This window comes from Nitrosospira sp. Nsp11, from assembly GCF_900142705.1.
Lineage (GTDB): Bacteria > Pseudomonadota > Gammaproteobacteria > Burkholderiales > Nitrosomonadaceae > Nitrosospira.
Map to the genome: position 1 here is coordinate 1 of NZ_FRBV01000027.1, position 6823 is coordinate 6823.

The window sequence follows — 6823 nt, forward strand, 5'->3', positions numbered from 1 at the left end:
CCGAATTTGTACCACCTCGAGTCATACCACTCCGACATGTCGTAGTCGCGACCACTTGCCTTGGCGTGACCCGACGTTCCTAGTGTTGTTGCCATCTTGTTTCCTCCTCTGACAGTTGAGAATAACTTCCAACATTCAGTTGGCGGCAACGATTAGTTTCCGCCAGCGAAATTTAGACTTTACTGCTTACATCGAGTTCCCATTCTTTTTGATGCGGCATGATGTAGCCTCCCATAAGAGAAGTGTTGGTAATGGACTTGAATTAGCGCTTGCAGAGGATACTGGCAAGCCAGGCTTCCTAAAAACGGCGTGCTCCGTCAGAGCGCGCACCGGGCCGCGGAAACCTTGCGCAAAGTACGTGGTTTCGAAAGCTGGTAGTTGATTTTTAGCAGAAGAATATTGCAAATAGTTTGTGCAACCGGAATTAGGGATCTTGAACGACAGGTGTTTACTTTGTATGTTTGATGTGGACTTTCCCCGGTGGGGGTGGCAGTGAGGACTACAGACGGCTACAGGAAGCATTTAACGGAGGTTTATGACTCTGGAGGAGCAGAAGCGTTAAAATCACTACCGCAGCGGTAAGCCGCTTCCTGTTCCGGTTTCCAGTTCCGGGCTCCGCCGTGCTGCAGGTCAAGCAAGTGAATTGAGCCCACCACGCCGACCAGAACAGCTGTTTTTTGATCCTTTACGCCAGGAAATACTCATGAATTTTTCGGAACGATGCTGGTTTTTTCTCCTGTTCTTTTTATTTAGCGCCGCTGCCGAGGCAAGTGCGATAAATAGTCTCAAGAATTTTATTCATAATACCTGTACTGTTAGAGCGGTATTTTTACAGACTGTTCTCGACAGAAGTGGACGTGCGGTGCAAAAAGGCGGCGGTACAATGCAATTCGAGCGTCCGGGCAAGTTTCGATGGATTTACGAGAAACCGTACGAGCAGCTTATTGTCGGCGATGGTTCCCGCATATGGTTTTATGATCGCGATCTTAATCAGGTAACAGTGCGCAAGCTGGATGTCGCTATCGGCAGCAGCCCTGCGGCATTGCTTGCGGGGAGCAGTGATATTGAAAATAATTTCGATCTAACAGAAATCGGCTTGCTGGGAGGCACAGAATGGCTGGAAGCCAAACCCAAAGCCAAGGAAAGCACGTTTGAATGGGTACGCCTGGGGTTCGCGCCGGAGGGCACCCTGAAGAGCATGGAGTTGCATGATAACTTTGGCCAGACTACGGTGCTTACCTTTACCCGAGTGGAACAAAACCCCAGGCTTGCGCCGGAATTGTTCAATTTCAGCCCACCGGAAGGTGCGGACGTGATCAGTGACTGACCTGTTCGGGCAACGTGAAGCCGCCGCGCCGCTCGCCGAGCAGTTGCGTCCTCATGAACTGAAGGATGTTGTTGGGCAGCCGCATTTGCTCGGTCCGGGCAAGCCGCTACGTCTTGCGTTTGAATCTGGCAAGCTGCATTCGATGATCCTGTGGGGGCCGCCCGGCACTGGCAAAACGACACTGGCGCGACTGATGGCGAGGGCGTTTGACGCTGAATTCATCGCCTTGTCGGCGGTGTTATCGGGCGTCAAGGATATCAGGGAAGCGATTGAACGCGCGCAGGCCGTGTTGCAGCAATCCGGACGTCACACGATTCTGTTTGTGGATGAGGTGCATCGCTTCAACAAATCGCAACAGGACGCGTTTCTACCCTATGTCGAACAGGGATTGGTGACATTCATTGGCGCCACCACCGAGAATCCTTCGTTTGAGGTTAATAGCGCATTATTATCCCGGGCACAGGTTTATGTCCTCACTGCCTTATCCGAAGATGAGCTCGCTGCGCTGTTCAAGCGAGCGGAGCATTTTGCATTGCAGGGATTGAATTTTGCCGATGACGCTAGACGCTTATTGATCGAATATTCGGACGGTGATGCGCGGCGCCTGCTCAACTTTCTCGAGCAGATAAAAACTGCAGCGACGACCGAGGGAATTGCGGAAATAGGGGCGGAGTATGTGCATAATGCACTTTCTCGCGCCCAGCGCCGCTTTGATAAAGGCGGAGATGAATATTTCGACCAAATTTCAGCGCTTCATAAATCGCTGCGTGGCTCTAACCCGGACGCGACGCTCTACTGGATGTGCCGGATGCTGGACGGAGGCGCCGATCCACGCTACATAGCGCGGCGCTTGATTCGAGCATCGGTGGAGGACATCGGTCTGGCCGATCCGCGTGCATTACGGGTAGCGCTCGATGCCTCGGAGACTTATGAGCGGCTGGGCAGCCCCGAGGGGGAATTGGCTTTGGCGCAAGCAGCACTTTATCTCGCTTGCGCGCCCAAGAGCAATGCCGCCTACCTTGCGTATAATAAAACCCGATCTTTTATCGGCGGTGATAAGTCGCGCCGCGTACCTGAGCATTTGCGCAACGCACCTACCCGCCTCATGAAGGATCTGGGCTTCGGACGAGACTACCGCTATGCTCATGACGATCCCGAAGCTTATGCCGCGGGAGAAAATTATCTCCCGGAAGGCATACCGGAGATTAAATTTTACAAGCCCGTCATGCGGGGATTTGAAAGTAAGATATCCGAAAGGCTGACGCACTTGCGCGAGCTGGACAGACAGGCAAAGAAAAAATCTAAATAAGGCTGTTATTGCCCGGCAAACGTTTTTTGGAGTTAGGATGTTAGACATTCAATTGTTGCGTACCGATCTGGCCCACGTGGCCAGGGTTCTCGCCACCCGTAATTATATTTTTCCCACTACGGAATTCAGTGCCCTGGAGGCAGAACGAAAGAATCTGCAGACCTATACGGAGGAGCTTCAGGCGCGGCGAAATGCCGCCTCCAGACAGATTGGTAACGCCAAAAGCAGAGGGGAGGACGTTTCGAGTATCCTTGCGGAGGTGGCTAGTCTTGGCGACGAACTAAGACAGGCGGAAGCTCAGCTACAAAAGACTCAAGCCGCGTTGCAGCAAATATTGCTGCAGATTCCCAATCTGCCCCATAGCAGCGTGCCGGAGGGCATTAATGAAGCCGATAATCGGGAGGTACGTCGTTGGGGAACCCCGCGGGCATTCGATTTTATGGTGAGAGATCATGTGAGCATAGGTGAAGGTCTGGGATTGCTGGATTTTCCGACCGCCACGAAACTTAGCGGCGCACGTTTCAGCTTGATGACGGGCGCGCTCGCACGGCTTCACCGTGCTCTCGCGCAATTCATGCTGGACACACATACACAGGAGCACGGCTATACTGAGGCATATGTCCCCTATCTGGTCAATGCGGAAAGTTTGCGGGGCACTGGGCAGTTGCCGAAGTTCAAGGAGGACCTGTTCGAGATCCCTCGAAAAAAAGCTGGTTCGGTTGAAGTTCTTTCGGGGCAAGAGAATTATCAAGATGCATTAACGAGTAATTCGACCTATCAGCCCGAAGATGATGATCTGTATCTGATACCCACTGCCGAAGTTCCGCTTTCCAATATGGTGCGCGATCGAATTGTTGCTCTCGAATCGCTTCCCATCAAGCTCACGGCGCATACGCCATGCTTCCGCTCAGAAGCGGGAAGCTATGGCAGGGATACGCGTGGCATGATCCGGCAGCATCAGTTCGAGAAGGTAGAGCTGGTGCAGATTGTGCATCCACAACATTCCTACGAAGCACTGGAGGAGTTGACCGGTCACGCGGAAACGATTCTTCAGAAACTGGAATTGCCTTATCGCGTGATGGCGTTGTGCACGGCCGACATGGGTTTCTCGGCGGCCAAAACATACGACATCGAAGTCTGGTTGCCGGAGCAGAATGCTTTTCGCGAAATTTCTTCATGCAGTAATTGCGAAGCATTCCAGGCGCGGCGCATGCAGGCACGCTTTCGTAAAGAAAAAGGCAAGCCGGAATTATTGCATACCATCAATGGCTCGGGGTTGGCGGTGGGACGGACGCTGGTGGCGATTCTGGAAAATTTTCAAAATTCCGATGGGAGCGTATCCATTCCAGAAATTCTGCACCCTTATATGGGCGGCCTTGTTCGGCTTACAGCATAGAACACTATTTTTTCACATCACTTAGGGGGTTTTTATCATGCAGAACGTAACTGGCGGTGAAGCTTCTCCTGACACAATTTCGGATACATCCGCGCTAGAGGCCAAAGTGCGCAACAGCATTGCGCAGGGAAATAACGTTCGCGAAGAAGTACGGGACTTCACAGTGAAAGCCTTGAGTAGGGAGGACCAGGATCAGAAATCGCTACGGAAGGTGGTGACGGCGGTGATGAAAGGAGTGAGTGAAGGCGCTCAGCAAAAGCTGCAACAAACACCTGCGCAGACGCAAACAGTACTTGAGCCTATACGCGACGCAGTCGCTGGATTGGATGCCGCGCTCGCGCAGCTTGCAGAAGCTTCAAAGCTGGCTTTGGAGGAGGCCGCAGGCCGGGCGCAAAAATTTTCAAATGAGGAGCTTACCCGCGCCCGCGCGGAACTGGAAAGTGTTGAGGGCCTTTTTCTGGATATCGTGCAGGCATCGGCTTCCGCCGCTCAGGAACTGGTGAAGGAAACCTTGGGGGATTTGATTAATCACGCCAAACGCAACGGGACCGCAGTTGGTTCTCAGGTGAAGGACACCCTCATGGTTTTTAATCAACAGATAACCTCGGTCGGACAGAACCAGCTAGAGGCGGGCATTGAGCTGACTCATGCCATCACCAATCTGATGCGTGAGGCAACTGCCGGGGTACTTGCCGAGATTGCAGAGCGCGTTAAACCGGACGATATACCCAAGGCAGATCGAGGTTAACTAATTTTTTGTAAGTGAGCGGTTCGGGAAAAATTCCACCAGCTGATCATTGGAATGGCGGCATTGACTTCCCGTTAAAAGAACAGGCCCTGCAATAGCTTTATTCAACCTGCAAATCAGACACTGCAGCCGTCCGCATCGCAAGCGCCACTTCCACTACTTGCTGGAACGGCCTCACTTGCCGGGCTAGCTTCAGCCGCTCCAGAGGATTCATCAATTTCTTCGGAAAGCAGCGCACCGATCGAGAATCCAATCGTAAGGTCGCTCACGTGTCCGAATTTATGCAGACGGATGTGCCCGGTTCTGTCGATCAGAATCAGCGTTGGCGTGCCCTGCATCTTATAAGCGTGCATGGTCAAGGGAACGCCTTTTGGTTCGCCATCATACTTGTCGATACCAATCGGAAATCGCAGCCGATACTCATGTATAAATACTTCGAGGGCGTCGGGGCCCATCACGGCGTGATGTTCGAAAACCGTGTGCAGTCCGATCACAGCTACGCGAGCAGGATCAAATTCCTGGTATATTCTCTGCGCCTGCGGAATACCTACCTGTACGCAACCGGGACAAAAGATCTGAAAAGTATGCAATACAACCACTTTCCCCCGCAGCGAGGCAAGCGTAATTGGTTTGGGTGTATTGAGCCATCCTGACGTTTGTAGCTCCGGAGCCACGCTTGCCGTAGCGGCGTTACTGGTTTCCGCCATTCTCATACCCTCTGGAAAATCTCATCAAATAAAACTGCTGAATAATTAAAACAGAAATGGCATCGCCGCGAAATTCTCCAGTTTTATAATAAGGAGCCCGGTTTGGTGGGCTGATGCAAGTATTATGAAATTCCGGAACGCGGATTTGCTGTTATCCATGTTTTTCGAAGCACTTCCTCACTTCTTTTTGCCGCTGCAATAATAGGCGGAACCCGCTTGCTTCGTCAAGCAAGCGCGATTTTTCTTCGATAGCAATCAGAGGGACGCCACTGATCAAGCCTGGCTGTCATGAATTTGGGCATTTCACGTTTCAGCCTGATAGGCGGAGCCACATCTTCATCGGTACCCTTTCGCCACAACCCGCTCGAGCTTCAGCGCAAGCTCATTTGTTTCATTTTTTTGCTATCTGGACCCATCTAATCATCTAAATAACGATTGAGATTCAACAATGGCAAGCTCAATGGTAAACTGCGCCGTACGAAGCGGGGCCGCGCTATGCCAAAAGGATAAATCGGCGCCTGAATACTCGTATTACCATAATTCAAATAGGGTAAAATTACCACAATCAGAAGAGGGGGAAATACCGTTTTTTAGAATAGGGGCATTATTAATTTTGCTTAACGGGATAAAGTTTCTTTCTTGTACGCTCCATTTTGCTGTGGTAGAATTTTTCCGTTTCAGTAGTGGCGATTCGGATAATAGTTGAAACAGATGTTGTGAAATTCTGAAGAAATTTGATCGGCGCCAACAGAAAATCGGAATAATTTCAGCCTGAAAACCGCATAAAATATGGGTTAAGGCAATTTCGGCAATTTATGTACTATGCTTAATACGATAAGCATAGTACATAAAATTTTCATGATATAAACGTAACCCGGTTTGATGAGCTTTCGTTCGTTTCCTGTTTTGATGATCCGGTATTGAGTATTAATCAGGAAATTAATTGTTTAGATTTTATTAATGACTGCGCATAACAAATTTTTGTTTTCAGTTGAAACTTTGAACTTATGGGCATGCCATTATTCTTAATGTTTAAAATCGGCATAAGGCCGTAGAATAACACAATTACCGACATTCGCAACATGGCTATTAGGCAGAAAACATCCGGTAATCAGGATGCTTTTTCCCGGCTATCAGGTAGGCGCCGAGCTAAACAAAAATGATCTGGAAGCCAGTCCGTGGGACCAGTCAAAGGTCGTAAAATTTTGGAATTATTGGCTCGTACTGTATTCAGCAATCAAGTGGGGGGAGATATGAGTAGCAAAGCAGCAGCAACCATAGTTGGGATTGTGGCGACCGCATTGTATTCCGGACTGGGAATGGCGGCAGCGGCGGA

General features: G+C 50.5%; 5 protein-coding genes. 4 read left to right on the forward strand and 1 reads right to left on the reverse strand.

The window, feature by feature from the left end; translation table 11 throughout:
* The first annotated feature begins 703 nt into the window (after positions 1 to 703).
* The 4 genes from lolA to BUA28_RS15175 are packed head-to-tail and all read left to right on the forward strand — an operon-like array spanning position 704 to position 4780.
* Positions 704 to 1327, forward strand: a complete 624-nt coding sequence (lolA, locus tag BUA28_RS15160; protein WP_072768973.1) for an outer membrane lipoprotein periplasmic chaperone LolA — start codon at positions 704 to 706, stop codon at positions 1325 to 1327.
* Positions 1320 to 2636 carry a replication-associated recombination protein A gene (locus BUA28_RS15165; RefSeq protein WP_072768975.1) on the forward strand — a complete coding sequence of 439 codons (1317 nt, stop codon included), beginning with the start codon at positions 1320 to 1322 and terminating at the stop codon, positions 2634 to 2636. Before lolA ends, BUA28_RS15165 begins: the two co-directional genes overlap by 8 nt.
* Positions 2637 to 2673: 37 nt before the next feature.
* The gene (serS, locus tag BUA28_RS15170) at positions 2674 to 4032 is read left to right on the forward strand and encodes a serine--tRNA ligase (RefSeq protein WP_072768976.1); all 1359 of its coding nucleotides are present in this window, start codon (positions 2674 to 2676) and stop codon (positions 4030 to 4032) included.
* A gap of 37 nt (positions 4033 to 4069) precedes the next feature.
* On the forward strand, positions 4070 to 4780 hold the full coding sequence (locus BUA28_RS15175; protein WP_072768978.1) for a DUF6781 family protein: 711 nt from the start codon (positions 4070 to 4072) through the stop codon (positions 4778 to 4780).
* Positions 4781 to 4896: 116 nt separating this feature from the next.
* Here the strand turns inward: BUA28_RS15175 and BUA28_RS15180 are convergent, their stop codons facing one another.
* Positions 4897 to 5487: a peroxiredoxin family protein gene (locus BUA28_RS15180; protein WP_072768979.1), complete on the reverse strand. Its 591-nt coding sequence runs from the start codon at positions 5485 to 5487 to the stop codon at positions 4897 to 4899.
* Positions 5488 to 6823: the final 1336 nt, after the last annotated feature.